Genomic DNA, 19,860 nt, shown 5'->3' on the forward strand with positions numbered 1-19,860 from the left:
TCATGCCAATTACAGAAACTTCGATCAAGCGACCTATTGCAACCTCGATGGTCTTTCTGATCATCATTACACTTGGTGTTATCGGATTTCGATTTTTACCGGTCGATCTATTACCACCTATAGAATATCCACAACTCACTGTTTCAACAGACTATGCTAACGTTGGGCCCGCAGAAATGGAGCAGATCATTACAGAACCTGTTGAGAATGCTCTTGCCGGTGTACCCGGCGTAGAACGGGTGCGTTCAGGCTCCAGTCAGGGAAGAAGCCGTGTTACCCTTGAGTTTGCACAAAGTGTGGACGTTGACGTGGCATCAAACGATGTTCGTGCAGCCCTGGATCGAGTTCGTGATAACCTTCCACCCGAAGCTGATCCACCAAGGATCTGGAAATTCGATCCCAATAACTTTCCGATCGTGATAATCGGTGCAAATTCTGATATGAATCTCGCAGAACTCACAACCGTATTGGATCGCGAAATTTTACAACGATTTGAGCAGATCAACGGTGTCGGTTCCATCGATATTTGGGGTGGCATTGAAAGAGAAGTCAAAGTCGATATCAGGCGAGATCGCCTGATCGCAAGTGAACTGTCAACTGCTGACGTGCAACAAGCCATTGCAGGTGAAAATGCTAATTTACCCGGTGGTAACGTGAATTCCGGTGTGAAGCAACTTTATGTGAGAACCCTTGGCGAATATGAATCTATCGAACAGATCGCTAATACGGTTATTACTACCGTCGATCAGAAACCAATTAGAGTCAAAGACGTTGCTGAGGTTACTTTTGGGTATCAGGACTTGAATCGAGTGGTCTATATTGATGAGCAACCGATGGCTCGCTTTGGGATTCGTAAACAGACCGGAGCCAATACCGTAGCCGTTGCTGAAAACATCCGACAGGAGGTAAAATATATAAATCAGGAACGCAATGATCTTGAGTTATTCGTAACCACAGATCAAAGTGAATTTATTCAAAGCTCTATCGATAATGTTCAGAATTCTGCTTTATGGGGAGCCCTTCTTGCAGTTTTTATACTCTATATTTTCTTTAGAAACGGATCTTCAACTTTCATTATAGCTGTTTCAATACCGATCTCTATCATTGCAACATTTGCCCTGCTCTACTTCAGTGATCTGACGTTGAATCAAATGAGTTTTGGAGGATTAGCGCTTGGGGTTGGTCTCATTGTAGATAATGCTATTGTAGTACTTGAAAATATCATCAGACTTAGGGAAGAAGAAAGTGAAGATCTCAAGCCAAGTGCGCTCATTGGAACCAAACAGGTAGCCGGTGCTATTGTAGCATCTACTATTACCACCTGTGTGATCTTTTTACCTGTAGTATTCATGCAAACCGTATCCGGTCTGCTATTTCAGGAACTGGCTCTTGTCGTGGTCTTTGCCCTTGCTTGTTCCCTGCTAGTGGCCCTGACACTTGTACCCATGCTTTCCAGTCGCTTTCTGACCGTTAAAAAAGGCGGTGACAACAAAAAGGGCCGTTTCCAGAAGTTTTTTGCGCGCATGGAAGGCAATTACTCACTTGGTCTTGAAAAAGTACTTAAACATAAACCGGCTGTTTTTGGAATCACAGGATTTTTGGTAATTGGGAGTTTTCTGGCCATTCCAACTATTCCTGTTGAACTGGCACCTCAAACCGATGCCGATGAGATCGATATCGACCTTCAAATGGCTGACGGAACTAACATTGCTGTACAGAATGTATATCTGAAGGAATTGGAAAACATAGTCAGAGCTACCTTGCCTATGGATGATGTTGAATATTTTACAACAGAGGTTCGCGATGGTCGTGCTGAGGTCGAAATTGCCATGGTACCTCAGTCTGAACGTTCCCAAAGCACTTCAGAGCTGGCTGAAGAAATTCGTGGAAACCTGGAAGGGCAAATTCCGGGTGCCGATATAAGGGTAAGTGCACAATCCGGACTTTGGATCATGCGACGAATATTCGGAGGTGGAGGAGCTGAGGACTTACAGTTTGAGCTCCGTGGTTACGATCTCGAGAAAGCTTATGAACTTGCACAGGAGATCAAGCTTCGGGTTGAAAAACTCCCGGGCATTGTTGAAGTCCGGTCCGGACAATCAGAAGGAACTCCTGAAGAAAGAATATTATTCGACCGCGAAAAGATCTCTAGTCTTGGTCTCTCAGTACGCGAAGTGGCACAAGTTATTCAAACCAATATTGGTGGCAGCCGCGCCGGGTCCTACCGAATTGGAGGGGATGAATTCCCGATCACAGTACGTCTTCGACCTGAAGACAGGCTCGGAACCTTGGATATAAATAATATTTCGGTAAATCTGCCCGGTGGTGGTGTGGTTCCGGTTTCTTCTGTTATAGTAAAAGAAAGTGGCCGTGGACCCGAAGATATAAATCGTATCAACGGTCAGAGAGTAACCAATATCACTTCAAATCTTGAGTCAGGCGTTGCTCTTGGTGAAGCCGTTGAGATCATACAGGAGGAACTTGCCGATTTCCCTCTGCCTGAGGGCTTCAGCATCGTTTATAGCGGTGAGTATGAGGAACAGCAAAAAGCGGCGGCAGATTTCAGCATGTCGATCATCATGGCGTTAATTTTGATCTATATGGTTATGGCCGGACAGTTTGAACGTTTTCTTGATCCGTTGATCGTGATGTTCTCTGTTCCGCTGGCTATGATCGGTGTGATCCCCGCCCTTTTGATCACGGGTACAACTATTAACATTCAAAGCCTCATGGGAATGATCATGTTGGTCGGTATTGTAGTCAATAATGCCATTGTGCTTGTCGACTATATCAACCTGATGAGGCGTGATAAAGGATTACCTGTATTTGAAGCAGTAATTGAAGCCGGACGAATCAGACTCCGTCCTATTTTAATGACCACATTGACAACCGTACTGGGTCTATTGCCACTTTCGTTTGGTTTGGGTGCGGGAGCTGAAATTCAGGCATCACTTGCCAGAGTTGTAATTGGCGGGTTGACGGCATCTACACTGGTTACTCTGGTATTTATACCCGTAGTCTACGTTACTGCCGATACCATTATGGTGAAAGCTAAAGCCATTAGCTGGAACCCATTTACTTCAACCAAAGAAGTGGAACTGGCAAACTGAATCGGCAGAAAGTTATTTAAGTAATGACCCTTTATAATCTAATCCCATAGGGTAATTAATACTTTAGATCAATTAAGAGTATTCTCAACTGAATTAATAAGAAAAGTAGTTAGGCTATCATCCGGTAACAGTGTTTCTCCGCTCCACCTGAAGTTAAGACCTTTCAGTCGCTCTGCCACTGATTTCTCTCTTCCTCCGGGTGACAGGAATACCGGGATCACGATAACTTCTCCTGAAATTTTTCCCTGTCTTACAACTGCTCTTAAATGCTGCTTGGCCTGTTCGTGTATCTCTTCAGAAGCATCATCCCGCACGGTTAGAGCCATAATATTTTTGAATTTTGAAAGCCCTTCCTCAATTTGTTTTTGCTGAACCTGAACTGCCAGAGATTCCATGCTCTTAACCCAACCGGTATTATCTTCCTCACCGTTGGGTCCATGAGCAACTAAAACCACTGTCTCGTTCTGCGGAGTTTCGCTAAGAGATAATATTCGCCTTCCCAGTATTTCAGCTACAATTGGGTGATCATCCAAAGCATCGGTAAACTGTATAGGTGTATCTACTTCAATTTGATTTAGCGTTGGGGGAAAAATCATGTTATGCATAAAGTGTGATTCATCCAAATCTACACCTGCCATTTCTGCGAATTCATCCGTGTAATGCATCACGGCCATCGGCTGATCTGCTAGTTTGTCGCGTAATCCAAGAAGGAACTCAGCCTGCCTGACGATCGGACTGTGCTTAGAAATAAAGAGTGGTACTACAATAATATGATCTACATTTTTTTTCTCAAGGTTTCGAATGGCCTTTTGCATTGAAACAAAATTTGCCATACCCCAAGCGTATTCTACAGAATATGTATCAGCCAGTGGCCTAGCCGCCTGCTTCACCATCTTATTCCAGGTGGTTCCCCCACCATGCGCCATGATTAATATTCCTACGTTCGAATTTTTTTTGGGTATGGAGCTTGTCATCGATAGAAAAGTCTACGTAATATGATGAATTTAAATTCCCAACAATTTACGAATTGCAATCTAATTTTCAGATAAGATATGCATTAAAAAATGTTGATATCAACGCTTTTTCTACGCAGATAATGTCCGCAGACACGACATTTGAATTCAGCGAATAAATAGCAATTCGCGGCACATTCGAAATTTATGTACATCAAACTACTTTTTCACTTATCTCCTTTGGTAATTGACTACGTAAGTGCTCCATATGATCTTCCGATAGGTAATTTCGAAGTGAATCAATAGTGATAGAAATAATATCTTCTGTTGGTAATTTCCAGTCAAAATCTGCTTCGCCATATTGATTCTGAAGAGCCTTAACCTTGATTTTCATGCCTTCAATGGTATCATACTCATAGGGTGGGGTTTCATTATACTTCCAACCCATTGTATAGTGTCCTTTCAATATCATGGGTAGTGCAGAAAGAAGATCCATGGATTCACCCATATGGATGCGATCCCGGATAGTATGCATAACAGCCCGCCAAACTATAAATACCCGCTGCTCCTCCTCGGGATGACCCAAATCTGAAGATAATTTATTTATATACTTTTTGGTTTCATGGATATATTGATCGAAATCAGCTTCTAAGTTATTCATATCTAATCCTGTTTTGACTCGGATTATTATTGACTATTAAAACAAAATTTCGTTTCTCTTAATTTCATTTAGAAATAATCCGGATCACTCAAACTTCTCCGTCTTAGCCCTCTTTCCGAAAATTCGATATAACTTTATCTTTTATTTTCACTCTACTATACTATAATAAAAATGTTCAACCACTTCATTCTCAGCCATCAACCAAAAATGAGTACAGATCTGAATCGCTTATAACATCACCCAATATAGCTACTGTGCAAGATCTTGTATAGGTAAATCTTCTTTTAAAGGCAGACCGGCTCAAAGCATTAGCTCTGAAATAGAAGGATGTACGGAGTATGATCCTACAATAGGTTTTCAAACATACCACGACTCAGGGAGCCGTGGTATATAGACATTTATATTCCCTGAAAAGAATGTCAGGACTCCTGAAGGTTCTCCTTCACAATCCGTTCCTGTACATCATGTGGTACCGGTGCATAGTGTGAAAATTCCCTGGTATAGGTTGCACTGCCCTGTGTCATTGACTTCAGTTTGGTGGAATAATGATCGAGTTCTTCCAATGGTACATGGGCCTTGATATTCTGAATGGAACCTTCACCATCCATGCCCTGTATCTGTCCCCTTCGGGAACTCAGATCACTCATCACATCACCCATATAATCTGCAGGTACGCGTACCTCAATCTCATACACAGGCTCCATCAGTTTGGGTCCTGCCTGCATGAAAGCATCCTTAAACGCCATTAGTCCGGCTGTTTTAAAAGCAGCTTCATTGGAATCTACAGAGTGCATGGAACCGTCATAGACCGAAACGCGAATATCGCGGGCGCGGCAGCCACTCATCGGACCATTTTCCATTTTCTCCATCACTCCTTTCAAAATGGCCGGCATGAACCGGTTGTCAATAACACCGCCTACAATACAATTCTGAAACACCAGCTTTCCACCCCAATCCAGCGTATGTTCCTGTACATCGCGTACTTTCAGGTCATCCGGTGTGCTCATACCTTCTTCATAAGGCTCAACTAAAAGTTGAACTTCAGCAAATTGGCCGGCACCGCCCGATTGCTTCTTGTGCTTGTACTGTGATCGAACACTTTTAGTGATGGTTTCCCTGTATGGGATCTTGGGTGTAACGAATTCAACGTCCAGCTTGAAACGGTTCTTCAGCTGATCCTCGATCACTGCAAGGTGTTCTTCTCCCTGTCCGTGAATAATAATCTGACGCAATTCCTGACTGTGTTCGATACCCACCGAAGGGTCTTCGCGTTGTATCTGATGGAGAGCGTGACCTAGTTTATCCTCTTCTCCCTCGTTTTTTAGCTTCACAGCAGTGCGAATTGTAGTCGGGGGAAATTCAATTGGCTGAATCTCGACATCGTATCCTTTTTCGTGAAGGGTATCATTTACCTCACTGTCTTTGAGTTTTACAACTGCTCCGATATCACCGGTTTTTATTTCATTGATCTCCAATCGTTTTTGGCCTTCTGTAAGAAATAAACTTCCCAGCCGTACAGAAGAATTGTTTGAGCTGTTCACCAGATCCATCCCCGGCCTGATGCTGCCACCGTACACTTTAAAGTAAATCAGGTCTCCCACATGAGACTCGGAATGCGTCTTGAACAAGAACATGACCGGTTTGCCATCCGCGTTTAGTTTAAATTCATTTCCGTCAACTGTTTTGGGAGGATTTCCCTGAAGGGGATTCGGGGCCACATCATCCAGAAAGCCCATCACCCTACCGGTCCCCATGTTTTTAGAAGCAGTTGAGCAGAAAAGTGGAAAGATCTGTCCGTTTACAAGTGAGATATGCAGCCCCTCTTCCATCTGTTCTTCATCCAGTTCACCCTGCTCAAAATAGATATCCATCAGTGTCTCATCGTTCTCAGCTATGGTCTCTACTAATTCCTGATGTAATTTTTCAGCCCTGGGTTTCATGGAATCAGGGATCGGAAGCTTATCCGGTTTTCCACCGCCTTCAGGAAACTCGTACATGGTCATGCGTAGCACATCAATGATAGCATGGAAATCCTGCCCCTCACTATATGGGAACTGTACGACCGTCACCTCTCTTCCAAAATGTTCTCTTGCCTCGTCTACAGTCTTCCAGAAATCAGACTGATCTGTATCCAGTTTATTGACTATGAACATTGACGGCACATTATATTTCTGTACGTAATTCCAGAGCGAGTCCGTAGCTGTTTCGACTCCCTGTTCGCTGTTAAGTACAAAAATAGCCGTATCGGCGATCCGTACGGCTCCTGCTACTTCGCCTATGTAATCCGAAGTGCCGGGTGTGTCAATTAAGTTGATCTTGTGCCCTCTCCAATCCAGATTCAAGAACGAAGAGTAAATGGATTTTTCTTTTTCTTTTTCAAGTGTATGGTAGTCAGATACCGTATTCTTCTCTTCTATAGAACCGCGTCGGTTAATCGCTCCGGCTTCGAAAAGCATCGTTTCGGCCAACGTTGTTTTTCCGGAGCCTGAATGGCCCAATAGTACAACATTTCTGATGCGGGTTGGATCGTAAACTTTCATAGGATCTCCTTATTAATTGACACTGAGCATATCACTGCTTAAGCAACTTTAGAATCAGGTACTACTGAGAGTAAAAATAAAATTCCAAGTTTGACCTTTGTCTTTGCAGCAAATATTTAAGTGTGTTTTCTTTAAAACAGATTTTAACTTCTAAATGCATTTATAGTTAAAAGGAAATAGTTAAAAGTGTCGTATCCCTGATACAAATAACAATTTCCCAATAAAAAGCAACTATGCCAATGAACAGTAGCTATACTTCTTGAACAGTATGTGAAGAAATAAAATAATCGGAAGCTCGAATAAATCAACATGAAAAAAATACTACTGATACAAACTGGTGGAACCATAGCCATGAATGCCAAAGGCGCCGGGGTGGAACTGGATCCTGATGCCTGGTCAAAGGTTTTGTATAAAGATATTCCGGAACTTAGTGACATAGCTGAGATAACTACCTTCCCGCTGTTCTTTGAGGACAGTTCTGACCTCAATGCTTCTCACTGGATTCAGCTTGCCGATTGCATAGAAAATAAATACAATGAATTTGATGGATTTGTGATCCTCCACGGAACCGACACCATGGCTTACTCGGCTTCCGCCCTCAGTTTTGGGTTGAAAAACCTGGGTAAGGCTGTCATATTTACCGGAAGTCAGCTACCCATGAGTACCATTCGAAGTGATGCCCGCCGTAATTTAGTGAACGCAATTGAGCTGGCTACGATGGATTTCAAGGAAGTGGGTATTTGCTTTAACGATGCTCTTTACCGTGGTAACAGAGCCACTAAAATGAGTATTGGGGATTTTGATGCATTTGGCTCACCAAATTTTCCAGCCTTAGCTGACATCGGAATCCAAATTGAAACAAGGGTTACAGAACAGTTCACTTCAGGAAAATTTCAGAATAAAGCCCGCTACTCAGATAATATTTTTGTCTTGACAGCTCATCCTAATCTAAACCCAAAACTTTTGGGAAATTTGAATCTAAATAAGATCAGAGCCGTCATCATACGTGCCTTTGGGAGTGGTAATTTTTGCATCAAGGGAAATTATAGTCTCCTGCCGTTTTTGGATAAATGCCGGGAACATGATGTGATCGTAACTATAGTATCACAAGCCGATTTTGACTCCGTTGATCTTACCCAGTATTCAGCCGGCAGGGCTGCTCTCGAACACGGTGCTATCAGCGGTAATGGGATGACATTGGAAGCTGCTCTCACCAAACTGATGTTTTTATTAGCACATTACGACTCCAAAACCGATATTGAGGCGTTATTCCAAAAGTCTATAGTGGGGGAACTGTAGCAAAGGTGTTAGGTTTCAGGTGCAAGATTCAACAAGTTTCTTGCATTAAAAACCTAACACCTCATAACTAACACCTAAAACCTAATAAGATGTTTTTCATTTTTGATCTTGAAACTATTCCTGATATCGATTTCATTCGTCAGGTGTTGAACGATCCTGATTCGGATGAGGAGAAATTACTTGAACGGGCTAGTATAGAATTAGCAAGAAATTCGTCTGGCTTCTTACCTCCCATGTATCACAGGATGGTATCCTGGGTGGGACTTTGGATCGAGAACACAGGAGGACCCAAGCATAAAGTGTCCTGGAGTGGTGAAGATGAAAAGGAAGGGTTGCTGAAGATCTTTGATGCCATTGGTACTTATAAGGATTTCGGTCTCATCCACCATAATGGTAAAGGATTTGATATCCCCGTTCTTACCTATCGCGCATTGAAACACGGACTTCAGATGCCGGTTCGCATGAATGACTACGACATCCGTTATCGTTACAGCCGCCATAACGTGGATCTGGTAGATGAATTCAGTAATTATGGGGCAAGTTCGTGGCCCAAACTCAAACATCTTGGTCAGCTTATCGGTATTCCTTTTAAACAGACCGGAGAGGGAAATGAAGTATATGCCATGTACATGCGCGGAGATTTGGACCTGATCGAGCATTATTGCTATGAGGATGTAATGGCAACCTACATCGTGTGGCTATACTTTGAATTTATCGCCGGCCATATTCCGGAAGATCAGTTCCAGAATTTACGTGACCGTGCGATGAGTAAGCTAGAGCAGATACAGGCAGGTCATCCTGCATAGGTTATCACCCACAGATGAAGATCGTGAAATTCGGGCAGGTTTATTCAAGTTCAACAATCTCAAGCCATTCAACCTGAATTTCCTCACTGCCGGCGTCTTTCTCATATTCACCGACAATTCTCACTTTGATATCTTCATTTACATTTTGACCTCTCCAGGTATCATTTTCTACTTCGATGGTCATCGTACCGGTGTCATCTTTAAATAGGTACTTATCGTCGCCAACCTGTTCCCCTATGAATCCTTCCAGCATAACCTCACTGTCATCTTCCATTTGAGACACTTCGATCACTGTGCTTAATTCAAGGGAGCCTGTATCTTGAGCTAACAGAGGGTTAAAACTCAACATTGTTAATATTATTGATGAGAATATAATTATAAAATGTCTCATAAAATCTATTTTTTATTGTATTTACATGTATAAATCAATTTAATGTCGATTGGGTTCCAAATACACAATATTTTCAAGAGCGAGGGTCGGATGAAACTCTTTTAAGTAGGGTGCATTCATCAATAAGTTAAATCCTTTAAAATCTCAGAAAAAAGGGAACAGAACTGCAAAAGCATCGTTAGGTTTACTAAAAAACTAATAAAATCTAAATCTTACTATGCTTAAATATTTTTTATCCATCATCCTTGCAGTAGCAATGATGGCCTGCAGTTCAGATCAAGAAAACGAATCACAAGTAGATACACAGCAAAACCCACCGACTCAGCAACAGTTTCAGCCCAATCAAAATCCAGTTGATGTAAATGTGTCTGATGAAGAATTGGAAACATTTGCAGAAATTTCAATGGTAGCCCAACAAATTCAAATGGGATCCCAGCAAGAAATGCTGGCTGCGGTGGAAGAGGAAGAGCTTGATGTTCAAACCTATAACACCATAGCGGAATCCCGTTATAATGATCAGAGTGACTCCGATCTGGATGTCAGTGATGAGGACATAGAAAAATTTGAAGCTGCATCACAAAAGATAGAAGGCATGCAAGCTGATGTTGAATCAGACATGATGGATGCAGTAGAAGCCGAGGGAATGGAAATGAACCGATTTATGGAAATAAACGCAGCTATTCAGGAAGACCAGGAATTACAGCAGCGTATCCAGCAAATAATGATGGAGAAGATGCAGCAAGGCCAGGGACAGCCACAAGACCAATAAAAGCTGGTGAAAATTAACATATTCATAAAAGGAAAGAGCTAGCTCTTTCCTTTTTTTTATATATCACCCTGAAGGAAAGACCTAAACAACCCGATCTTTATCACTATAATCAGGTATTTCTCCCCGGTAGCCAAACAAGGTTTTGATCAGCTTAACTGACCATTCGCTTTGATTTCTTATGTACCATTGATCAGCGGCCCGCCTTGCGCCTAACCCCCAACTCGGATATGGATGAATGGTATCAGCTATACCCCTCATGCTCACTCCATTTTTTATGGCAAGAGCATACTCTGAGATAATCTCACCTGCATGAGCGCCGACAGCTGAGGCACCAAGTATTTTTCCGGATAACTTTTTTGCGTAAATCTTTATCAAACCGGTGGTTTCTCCATCAGTAATTGCGCGATCGATCTTTGAATAGGGAAATCTGTATACCTCAAATTTCAGACCTGCCTCTTTAAGTTGCTGTTCCGTCTTACCAACGTGAGCCAATTCGGGGTCTGTGAAGGTCACCCATGAAACCATATTCTTTTCAATTTTCATGGGAAAGAACTTTAGAAGTGATTTGGTTGCGGCGACCTTGGCCATATGATCACTCATATGCGTAAACTGATACCTGCCTGTAACATCACCTGCCGCGTAAATATGCCTTTGATTGGTTTGGCATGACTCATTGACCAAAATATTCCCATTTTCAGTCTCAACACCTGCAGCTTTAAGGTTAAGATCAGCTATATTTGCTCTTCGTCCCGTTGCCATCAGCAGTGCATCTCCATCGATAACCTTTGCTTCTCCGTCTCTTATAAAATGAACTTTTAATGACTTTTCACCCTGTTCAATCTTTTGGATGGAAGCCTCTAATTCATACTTCACCCCTTGTTGCTCAAGTACAGCCTTTAAGATATCCACAAGTTCAGGGTCATCATTGGCTAATATATTTGGTGCCATATCGATCACAGTGACTCCGGATCCCAGATTCACAAAGGCTTGTGACATTTCCGTACCGATAGGTCCTCCACCGATTATAATAAGGTCTTTGGGCAGATCCTCTATTTCAAACAAACTCTCGTTGGTTAAATAATTTACCTCATCCAAACCGGAAATGTCCGGTATAAAAGGTTTGGCTCCTGTGGCTATGATAAATTTTTTGGATGAAACAGTTTCCAATTGCCCATTAGACAGCTTTATTTCTATGGTGTATGGGTCTGCAAAAGATGCCTTTCCAAACACAACCTTGATGCCCATCTCCTCAAATATCTCGGGACGATCGGCATCTACGTATACTGCCTTCCGCACATCATCCACATGCTGCATCACCTTGTTGAAATCGATATCCGGTTCGCCATCTATCAGCCCAAATTTTCCGGCCTGCCTGATCTGCTTAGCTACTTTTCCGGCTTTAAGCAATGTTTTGGAAGGAATACAGCCGGTCCAGGTACAGTCGCCTCCCAGCCGATCAGCTTCCACCATCATAGTTTTTGCACCAAAATTTGCAGCTATTCCGGACGCGGTGAGACCTGCTGCTCCGCCGCCGATCGCAATCATATCATAATCATATTTAGTCATGTTTCCTTTGCTTATGTGTAATTTCATCTAACTAAGATCAGTATACATATATATCTTTGATAGAATTCACTGTTGAAACTTCAAGACACTACGAGGACACAGTTTTCTTACCTATCTATTCTATTCAAAACAAAATAAAAAAAGCAAAGAGCCTTATAACTCTTTGCCTTTTTTGTGACTCATTTTAAGTTTAATTCAGATCAAACTTCTTGGGCATTCGATGCTTCCTGCTCTTGAGCATCTGATTGTTTTCTAAGTGATGCCTGAGCTGACGCTAAATGAGCTACAGGAACTCTGAATGGTGAACATGATACATAATCAAGCCCTGAATTATAAGCAAAGCGTATACTGTTAGGTTCGCCTCCGTGTTCTCCACAAATACCGATCTTCAGGCCTTTGTTGACCATTCGGCCTAAGCGAACACCAGCCTGTACCAATTGCCCAACACCTTCTTCATCAAGCACCTGGAATGGATCCTGCTTTAAAATTCCTTTCTCAACATAGGTTGGCAGGAACTTAACAGCATCATCACGGCTGTAACCAAAGGTCATTTGAGTCAGGTCATTGGTGCCAAATGAAAAGAAATCAGCTTCTTCGGCAATCTGATCGGCCATAATGGCTGCCCGAGGCACCTCGATCATGGTTCCGATTTTGTAGTTAAGAGAGATATCTTCTTTTTCAAGGATCTTTTTGGCCACTTTCTCAACCACCTTTCGCTGATTTCTGAATTCTTCAATTCCACCAACCAGCGGAATCATGATCTCTGGAAGAACTTCTTTACCTTCTTTCTTGAGTTCAATAGCCGCTTCGATGATGGCACGAGCTTGCATTTCCGTAATCTCTGGATAGGTAATACCCAGCCGGCAGCCCCGGTGACCCAGCATTGGGTTAAATTCCTTAAGTTGATTCACTTTGTTCTGCAACATTACAGCGGTTACGCCAAGTTCTTTTGCAACCTTTTTGATCTCTTCTTCTTCCTGCGGCAGGAATTCATGAAGAGGCGGATCCAGTAAACGGACCGTCACAGGCAAACCTTCCATGGCCTCAAAGATCTCGATGAAATCCTGCTTTTGAAAAGGAAGTAGATTATCCAAAGCAGCTACACGTTCTTTTTTATTATTGGCAATGATCATTTTTCGCATGAAATTCACGCGACCGGGTTTAAAGAACATATGCTCGGTTCTTGCAAGTCCAATACCCACCGCCCCATGACCACGGGCAGCAGTGGCATCTTCAGGGGTTTCAGCATTGGTGCGAACCTTCATTTCTTCCACTTCCGCAACCCAGTTCATGAATGTTTGGTATTCTTTACCGAAGTCAGGTTCCGTTAATTCCTTTTTACCCAAAATAACTTCACCGGTGCTTCCATTAAGAGAGATAAAGTCACCTTCTTTAACGGTAACCTCACCATTTGTAAAAGAAGCGCTCTTATAATTTATGACGATATCGCTGCAACCTGCCACGCAGGGCTTACCCCACCCACGGGCAACTACTGCAGCATGACTGGTCATACCTCCGCGTGAGGTCAGTATACCTTCAGCAGAAGACATACCGCCTACATCTTCAGGGCTGGTTTCAATACGAACCAGGATCACTGAATAATCTGATTTTTCAGCCTTACCGGAATCAAACACAACCTTACCTACCGCTGCCCCCGGTGAAGCAGGCAACCCTTTACCAAGTATCTTGGATCCATCTTCGAGATCTTTGAACTGAGGATGCAATAATTGCTCTATATGCTCAGGATCTACAAGTTTCATGATGGCTTCTTTTTTACCTAATACACCTTCATTCACCATATCTACCGCGATCTTGACTGCAGCTGTACCGGTACGTTTGCCATTTCTGGTTTGCAGGATATACAGGTCACCATCCTGAATGGTAAATTCGATATCCTGCATATTCTTGTAGTGAGCTTCCAGTTTTCTGGTATGCTTTAAAAGCTCATTATATTTTTCAGGATTAGCCTGTTCAAGTTCATCAATATGTTTAGGTGTACGAATTCCGGCAACAACATCCTCACCTTGTGCATTGATCAGATATTCACCGTAAAGCTTGGCTTCTCCGGTAGCCGGATTTCTCGTAAAACAAACACCGGTACCGCTTGTCTCTCCCATATTTCCGAATACCATAGCCTGTACGTTCACAGCTGTACCTATCAGTCCATGTATATTGCTTATTTGTCGGTATTTGACTGCTCGTGCACTGTTCCATGAATTGAATACCGCATTCACTGCAAATTTGAGCTGTTCCATCGGGTCTTCAGGAAACATATGACCCGTTCTTTTTCTGTAGATGGCTTTATATCGCTCAGTCAGTTCTTTAAGATTCTCCGCACTGAGATCAAGGTCTTGCTCAACCCCAATTTCTTTCTTCATGTTCTCAAAGGCTTCCTCAAAGTGATCATGACTTACGCCCATTACCACATCACCAAACATATCTATAAAACGGCGATAGCTATCGTAGGCAAAACGTTCGTTATTGGTCTTTCGAATAATGCCTTCAACTACCTTATCATTGATTCCCAGGTTCAGAATAGTATCCATCATCCCAGGCATGGAAACAGCCGCTCCGGAACGAACAGATATCAATAATGGATCTTTTTCATCACCAAATTTCAAACCCATTTCAGTTTCAACATGCTCAACGCCCTTTTTGATCTGCTCATCAAGACCTTCAGGCCAATTCATTTCATTATCGATGGTTGCTTTACATGCTTTGGTTGAGATCGTAAAGCCCGGAGGGACGGGAATACCGATGGTGCTCATTTCAGCAAGATTAGCTCCTTTTCCGCCCAGAAGTTGTTTCATTTTCCGGTTGCCATCAGTGTTCAACTTTCCAAAGCGGTACACATAATTATCTGATAGACCCATATCGTTACCTCATTTTGTTAGCATTATTGAGAATTAGGTCCATTCCCCAATGTCCTTACTTACCGGGTTTTGAACCGAACAATTAAAAAATGCAATTCTAATGTGAAGTAAATATGTAGCCCGGAAAAGCGCTTTTATGAATAAAAATTAAGACTCTGCCCCTTGCTGTATGCGATCTTTCACATTTTTGTAAGTTGAATAAGCTCCGTAAATGATCATCAAAATTACGATCCCGTATACCCATAGAGGAACATTTTGACCAACTATCATAAGATATAGATAAGCTGATATAAAGAAAAAAGCAGAAGATATCGCTGGAAATACAACAGACTTCTCATTCCTATAGTTATTCACCAACCATCCGACACTTAAGGTGAAAAATGGAATAGCACCCACATAGATACTTCCAAAAATAATGGGATTCACGCCATAATTATCGCCCAGGCTGAAAAACCATGTTTGTACTGTTTCTATCAATTCAGCCATAAAGTGTGTATTTTAAAATGTGTAATAATTTGTTTATCAGACATAATAATGAACTGATTTATTACGATAATCAGTTCATACTAGTACAAAATTAAATAATCCTATTCAGCGTGAGGTCAAAAACCAATATAGCCACTATATTTCTAACACTTGGTGTGTTCGGAATAATGCTCTCTATGATGCATCATCATAGCGATGGCTTACTTTGTCTCCATCACGCTGAGGAGCAACATTACACTGAAAATGAGCTTTTATGTCCTGTTACCGGGCTTATTGCTGTAAATTCAGGTGATAACCCGACAGACTTTAACACTCTGCTTCAATTTCAGGAAACATTGGTTGAAGTTCAGGAATTAATGCTAACCACAGAAGTCCACGATACTCTTCTCGGGCGTGCCCCTCCATTTATGATTTGATTTGAAAAGCTTGCCTGTCTCAGCTGTTCGATGACAGGCTTATAACTTATAATTTCACTATTAAATCATATATACCAATGAAAAAGTATAACCTATTTTCGGTAATTAAGAACGTTTTAGCACTGCTTTTAATAGCAACTGTAGGAATCTCATGTTCAAATTCTGCTTCTTCTGAAGAAGAAATGCATCAGGATGCAGAAGGATTTGTTTTAAAGCTCAACGGCGATAATATTGTTGAGAAGTATCCTAATCAGGATCTTGTGAATAATTTCCCTGAGATCGAAGCCGGCGATGAAACAGCATTGATCAATGTATTTTTCATCGATGATGATGGAAATGAATATGTGCCGGACGAACCAGAAGTCTATCTGGATTTTGAGATCTCGGACACCAATATCATTGCCACCGAACAACATGAAGGTGAGTTCTGGGAGTTTCACGTATTAGGTCTTCAGGAAGGAACTGCAAACCTGACTTTACGACTCATGCATGATGATCACCCTGATTTTGAAAGCCCGGCTATCGGAATAACTGTGGTTCCTGCTCCCGTTGCAAAATCAACAGGTAATTAATTGAGATATTTAATTATATCCTTTCTGCTTTTGGCAGGAGCATGTCTGAATGGAAATGCTCTTGCTGATAGCAGATATATATTATCCGGTACTATAACTGACGCTGAAACAGGTGAACCTGTTTCATTTGCCTATGTACACATTGAAGAACTCAACCGGACATCGGTGGCTGATGCACAAGGCTATTACGAACTAAAGAATGTACCTGCCGGTAATTTTACTCTCACCATTCACCGGATCGGTTATCGAACCCAAACAAAAGAGATCGCTATAAAAGAAGCGAATGAGACTGTCGACATTGTACTATCATCCACTGTTCTCGGTTCACAGTCGGTAGAAGTTATTGGACAAAATGATACAAATGTTGAAGGCTCTAACATGGAGCATGCTTCAAAGAAAATCTTTGGCTCAGATCTACGACAAAATCTAGGCAACACACTCTCTCAAACCCTGGCTAATTTGCCCGGCTTCGATGAACGCAAAATGGGTGGAGCTCCCGGCCGGCCTGTTATTCGTGGCCTTGGCGGGGAACGCGTTTTGATCCTTCAGGATGGCATGCGTTCAGGCGATGTTTCAGCTCAATCATCAGATCATGCCGTAACCATTGATCCTATCTCTGCTCAGGAAGTGGAAATTGCGCGAGGACCTCAGGCATTGGCTTACGGTGCCAACGCTATAGGAGGTGTCATCAATGTGGTAAGAAATCAGATAGCATCCAGTACGCCGTCAAAAACAACCGGTAATTTTACAGTGAACGGAGAAACAGTTAACCGCGGCTTATCAGGAGCCCTTGACGTAACTGCTCCCGTCAACGATCTTGCTGTCAGCCTCAGCCTGAATGGGCGAACAGCACAGGATATCTCCACCCCTATCGGTCAAACGGACAACACTTACTACAGATCAACAAATAATGCAGTCGGTGTTAGCTGGATCAAGAACTGGGGTTATGTGGGTGGCGCATTCAGCAGTTATTTCAATAACTATGGCATTCCTCCGGATCCACAAGGCCACCCGAATGGGGTTGACATCGAAATGGAGAAATTTCAATATGATCTGAAATCGGAAGTTATTCTGAACAATGAATTTGTTAATGTGCTGGAAGGAAACTTTTCGCTGAAAAACTATACCCATCGGGAAATTGAATCAAGTGGCGCATTAGGAACACAGTTCGGTCTTGTAACCACAAATGCTGAGCTCAAGGCAAAGCACCGTGAGATTGGATTTATTGATAAGGGCTCGTTTGGACTTTGGGGAGAGATGGAGGATTATGCCATTATCGGTGCCAGCACCCCTGATGCCAACAGCTACAAGTTGGCTGCCTATCTAATTGAAGAAGCCGACATTAATAGACTGCATCTTGAAGGCGGACTGCGCTTTGACTGGGTGATGAACAAACCCGTTGAGGATGATCCCAATTCAATGATCGGAAATATTCGGAAACGGAGTTTCCCTGCCCTGTCCAGTTCGTTTGCTGCCATATATTCCCTGAAAAGCAGTCTATCAATTGGAACAAGCTTACTTCATTCTTTCAGAGCCCCATCACTTGAAGAACTTTATTCTGAGGGACCTCATTTGGCTTCCTATTCTTATGAGATTGGGAATCCGGAGCTTGATCCTGAAAGAGGACTGGCCAAAGAATTATTCCTCCGATATCAGCAAACCAAAGCCAATGCAGAGTTCGCTTTATTCCACAACAACTTTGATAATTATCTGTACGCCAGAGATACCGGTCAGCCTAACAACAGCCGGCCCGATTTGAATAATTATCAATTTGTGGGAGAAGAAGCGGTCTTATATGGAGCTGAATTGTCGGGTGAATTCATTCTTAGATCAAATTTCGTACTCAATGCCTCTATGAGTTATACCATAGCTGAGAGAAATGTTCCGGAAAGCGAACAGCAGACCACCGGTTACAACAGTGATACCCGTCCGCTTCCGATGATCCCCCCTCTAAATTCTAAAGTATCTTTTAAATACACCAAGGATGGTCTTGAGTTAGGTACGCGCGTTCGCTTTTCAGCAGAACAAGACCGTACCGGCGAGTTTGAGACACCAACTGATAACTACACTCTTTTAGATCTTTTTGCCCAGTACCGTATTGAAGGCGGAAAATTACTGCACACCTTTTCACTTAACGCCAATAATCTCCTTAATCAGGAATATTATGACCACCTTTCACGTATAAAGGATCTGAGGCCTGAACCAGGGCGCAATGTAAGTATATTATACCGGGTCTATTTTTAGAAAAGCATAGATAAAGAAAAAGCCCCGGAAGGTTCAGAACCGGGGCTTTAGTTTTCAGCTTTAAGGAGTTAGAATCGACTAACTGTTAGGGTATAAACATTAATCTCAACTTCTAAGCTATTTACAAGAGTGGGATTTTACAGTTTTGTTACAATTATTTTGAAATACTCTTTTCAATGTATCTTTGATCATATTCAGAGCAAAGAATTAGGGTTGATAACAACATTTGTATACCTTTAAGATCACGTACAATTCAAATGAATTCTGATATCTGAAATGAGTAGCAAACCAACTCCCACACGGTATTTTAGGCACATAAAGATTGCCTCATTTTTCATCTTTCTAATGTTTATACATTCATGTGCACAGTTGGGTGAGTTTACAGATGTAAGTAAACCCTCATTATCAGTTGTAGACATGAATATCACAGGTTTGACTTTACAGGATATTGAACTGACAGCCGATGTAAAGATTGATAATCCTAATAATGTGAAAATGGATCTGAGCTCTTACAGTTATGCTCTTGACATCAACGAAAAGAATTTTGTGACCGGAAATGAACAGCGTGGTATGACCATTAATGCGAAAAAAAGCAGCGTTATACAAGTACCTGTCACTCTAACTTTTTCTGAATTACTCCAAACCTTTCAAAGCATGAGAGATCAGGATGAGTCGGATTACAGTTTTGCCGCAGAATTTGGCTTTGATCTCCCCGTGCTTGGCACTGTTACAGTGCCTGTTGAATATGCCGGAAAGATACCTGTTGTCAAACAGCCGAGTATCTCGCTTTCAAATTTTTCAATTCAGAATCTGTCTTTATCCGGAGCAGATCTGTTGGTCGAACTAAATGTTCAGAACCCAAATGCATTTCGGCTTATTGTCGACGAACTGAATTTTGACCTGGAGGTAAACGGTCTAAGATCCTTTTCAGGAAATATCAGTGATCAGATCCTGATTGACAGAAAATCGACTCAAACTGTTAAATTACCTTTTAACATCAGTTTTCTTAATGCAGGCATGGCAGCTTATCACCTGCTAAACAGTGATGAAGAACTTGAGTACAAACTGACCGGCTCCACCCTTATTGGATCTGATCTGCCTTATTTCAAAAGATCAACCTTCAATTTTGATAAAATAGGTTCAGTCGATATCCTTAAATAAATCTAAACTCAAA

At 42.1% G+C, this 19,860-nt stretch carries 15 protein-coding genes; 8 read left to right on the plus strand and 7 right to left on the minus strand.

Going from position 1 to position 19,860, the window contains the following annotated elements; translation table 11 throughout:
* The first annotated feature begins 2 nt into the window (after positions 1–2).
* Positions 3–3,110, plus strand: coding sequence for an efflux RND transporter permease subunit (locus ACKGJO_RS07375; RefSeq protein ID WP_411322769.1), 3,108 nt, complete (start codon positions 3–5; stop codon positions 3,108–3,110).
* Positions 3,111–3,178: 68 nt separating this feature from the next.
* Here ACKGJO_RS07375 and ACKGJO_RS07380 read toward each other — a convergent pair whose 3' ends face one another.
* The 3 genes from ACKGJO_RS07380 to ACKGJO_RS07390 form a co-directional block, all read right to left on the minus strand.
* Positions 3,179–4,036, minus strand: a complete 858-nt coding sequence (locus tag ACKGJO_RS07380) for a sirohydrochlorin chelatase (RefSeq protein WP_411322770.1) — start codon at positions 4,034–4,036, stop codon at positions 3,179–3,181.
* A 241-nt stretch (positions 4,037–4,277) separates the two neighbouring features.
* Positions 4,278–4,724 (minus strand): DUF2267 domain-containing protein, encoded by a 447-nt coding sequence (locus tag ACKGJO_RS07385; RefSeq protein ID WP_411322771.1) that lies wholly within the window; start codon positions 4,722–4,724, stop codon positions 4,278–4,280.
* A 419-nt stretch (positions 4,725–5,143) separates the two neighbouring features.
* The gene (locus ACKGJO_RS07390) at positions 5,144–7,264 is read right to left on the minus strand and encodes an elongation factor G (protein WP_411322772.1); all 2,121 of its coding nucleotides are present in this window, start codon (positions 7,262–7,264) and stop codon (positions 5,144–5,146) included.
* Positions 7,265–7,573: 309 nt separating this feature from the next.
* On the opposite strand from ACKGJO_RS07390, the gene ACKGJO_RS07395 reads away from it, so the two are divergent.
* Both ACKGJO_RS07395 and ACKGJO_RS07400 read left to right on the plus strand, forming a co-directional pair.
* Positions 7,574–8,563 carry an asparaginase gene (locus tag ACKGJO_RS07395; RefSeq protein WP_411322773.1) on the plus strand — a complete coding sequence of 330 codons (990 nt, stop codon included), beginning with the start codon at positions 7,574–7,576 and terminating at the stop codon, positions 8,561–8,563.
* A gap of 89 nt (positions 8,564–8,652) precedes the next feature.
* Entirely contained in the window at positions 8,653–9,369 is a 717-nt protein-coding gene (locus tag ACKGJO_RS07400) for a ribonuclease H-like domain-containing protein (protein WP_411322774.1), read from the plus strand.
* 40 nt (positions 9,370–9,409) lie between these two features.
* Here ACKGJO_RS07400 and ACKGJO_RS07405 read toward each other — a convergent pair whose 3' ends face one another.
* A complete protein-coding gene (locus tag ACKGJO_RS07405) occupies positions 9,410–9,718 on the minus strand; it encodes a YgiW/YdeI family stress tolerance OB fold protein (protein ID WP_411322775.1) in 309 nt (102 codons plus the stop codon).
* 259 nt (positions 9,719–9,977) lie between these two features.
* Between ACKGJO_RS07405 and ACKGJO_RS07410 the strand changes: the two genes are divergently transcribed.
* The gene (locus tag ACKGJO_RS07410) at positions 9,978–10,529 is read left to right on the plus strand and encodes a DUF4168 domain-containing protein (RefSeq protein WP_411322776.1); all 552 of its coding nucleotides are present in this window, start codon (positions 9,978–9,980) and stop codon (positions 10,527–10,529) included.
* Positions 10,530–10,610: 81 nt separating this feature from the next.
* On the opposite strand, the gene ACKGJO_RS07415 is transcribed toward ACKGJO_RS07410, so the two are convergent.
* From ACKGJO_RS07415 to ACKGJO_RS07425, 3 genes are all read right to left on the minus strand, one after another.
* Positions 10,611–12,095, minus strand: coding sequence for a dihydrolipoyl dehydrogenase family protein (locus ACKGJO_RS07415; protein WP_411322777.1), 1,485 nt, complete (start codon positions 12,093–12,095; stop codon positions 10,611–10,613).
* 200 nt (positions 12,096–12,295) lie between these two features.
* On the minus strand, positions 12,296–14,968 hold the full coding sequence (gene ppdK, locus ACKGJO_RS07420) for a pyruvate, phosphate dikinase (protein ID WP_411322778.1): 2,673 nt from the start codon (positions 14,966–14,968) through the stop codon (positions 12,296–12,298).
* 147 nt (positions 14,969–15,115) lie between these two features.
* On the minus strand, positions 15,116–15,454 hold the full coding sequence (locus ACKGJO_RS07425) for a hypothetical protein (RefSeq protein ID WP_411322779.1): 339 nt from the start codon (positions 15,452–15,454) through the stop codon (positions 15,116–15,118).
* 110 nt (positions 15,455–15,564) lie between these two features.
* Between ACKGJO_RS07425 and ACKGJO_RS07430 the strand changes: the two genes are divergently transcribed.
* The 4 genes from ACKGJO_RS07430 to ACKGJO_RS07445 all read left to right on the plus strand — a co-directional run bounded on the left by ACKGJO_RS07430 (position 15,565) and on the right by ACKGJO_RS07445 (position 19,847).
* Positions 15,565–15,870 (plus strand): hypothetical protein, encoded by a 306-nt coding sequence (locus ACKGJO_RS07430; protein WP_411322780.1) that lies wholly within the window; start codon positions 15,565–15,567, stop codon positions 15,868–15,870.
* A gap of 77 nt (positions 15,871–15,947) precedes the next feature.
* The gene (locus ACKGJO_RS07435) at positions 15,948–16,442 is read left to right on the plus strand and encodes a hypothetical protein (protein ID WP_411322781.1); all 495 of its coding nucleotides are present in this window, start codon (positions 15,948–15,950) and stop codon (positions 16,440–16,442) included.
* Positions 16,443–18,686 carry a TonB-dependent receptor gene (locus ACKGJO_RS07440; RefSeq protein ID WP_411322782.1) on the plus strand — a complete coding sequence of 748 codons (2,244 nt, stop codon included), beginning with the start codon at positions 16,443–16,445 and terminating at the stop codon, positions 18,684–18,686.
* Positions 18,687–19,031: 345 nt separating this feature from the next.
* On the plus strand, positions 19,032–19,847 hold the full coding sequence (locus ACKGJO_RS07445; protein ID WP_411322783.1) for an LEA/WHy family protein: 816 nt from the start codon (positions 19,032–19,034) through the stop codon (positions 19,845–19,847).
* Positions 19,848–19,860: the final 13 nt, after the last annotated feature.

Origin of the sequence: Gracilimonas qinghaiensis (assembly GCF_046602855.1) — a bacterium.
In the GTDB taxonomy this organism is placed as follows: domain Bacteria; phylum Bacteroidota; class Rhodothermia; order Balneolales; family Balneolaceae; genus Gracilimonas.